Source organism: Rathayibacter sp. AY1A4 (assembly GCF_002930955.1).
GTDB lineage: Bacteria > Actinomycetota > Actinomycetes > Actinomycetales > Microbacteriaceae > Rathayibacter.
Window position 1 is genome coordinate 1 of record NZ_PSTN01000060.1, and the last position, 744, is coordinate 744.

The following is a 744-nucleotide window of genomic DNA, read 5'->3' on the forward strand; positions in this document are numbered from 1 at the left end:
CCGAACCGAAGGAAGACCCGCCCCCGTGAGCATCGAGATCAACAACGAGTCGAGCGTCCCCGTCGACGAGGCCGCCCTGCTGCGCCTCGCCGGCTACGCGCTCGACTCGCTCCACGTGCACCCCGACGCCGAGCTCGCGATCGTGCTGGTCGACGAGGGCGCGATGGAGCAGCTGCACGTGCAGTGGATGGACGAGCCGGGGCCGACCGACGTGCTCAGCTTCCCGATGGACGAGCTGCGTCCCGGGACCGAGGACGAGCAGACCCCCGCCGGGCTCCTCGGCGACATCGTGCTCTGCCCGCAGGTCGCGCAGTCCCAGGCCGAGTCGGCCGGCCACTCCGTGCTCGACGAGCTGCAGCTGCTGACCGCCCACGGGCTCCTGCACCTGCTCGGCTTCGATCACGCCGAGCCGGAGGAGGAGCGCGAGATGTTCGGCATCCAGCGCGACATCCTGGTCGGCTTCCACATCAGCGAGCGACGCCGCTAGAGCGCGCCGTGCCCACTCTCCAGCTCCTCATCGCCGCCCTCGCGCTCGTCGCCGTCGGCGGCTGGTTCGCCGCGACCGACGCCGCCCTCGGCGTCCTCTCGCGCAGCGACCTGCTCGACATGGCCCAGCACTCCCGCAGCGCCCGCGCTCTCCGCGCGATCGCGGGCGACATGAGCGCCCACGTCAACGTCGTCAACTTCTCGCGGATCGCGGCCGAGACGACGGCCGCGGTGTTCGTCACCACGGTGCTGGTCGTC

General features: G+C 71.6%; 1 protein-coding gene and 1 pseudogene. Both read left to right on the forward strand.

All coding sequences use genetic code 11. The annotated features are described in order from the left end of the window. The first annotated feature begins 25 nt into the window (after positions 1–25). Positions 26–487: an rRNA maturation RNase YbeY gene (ybeY, locus tag C5B92_RS16795; protein ID WP_104223424.1), complete on the forward strand. Its 462-nt coding sequence runs from the start codon at positions 26–28 to the stop codon at positions 485–487. An 8-nt stretch (positions 488–495) separates the two neighbouring features. Beyond that, a pseudogene (locus C5B92_RS16800) lies at positions 496–744 on the forward strand (HlyC/CorC family transporter); the annotation flags it as partial.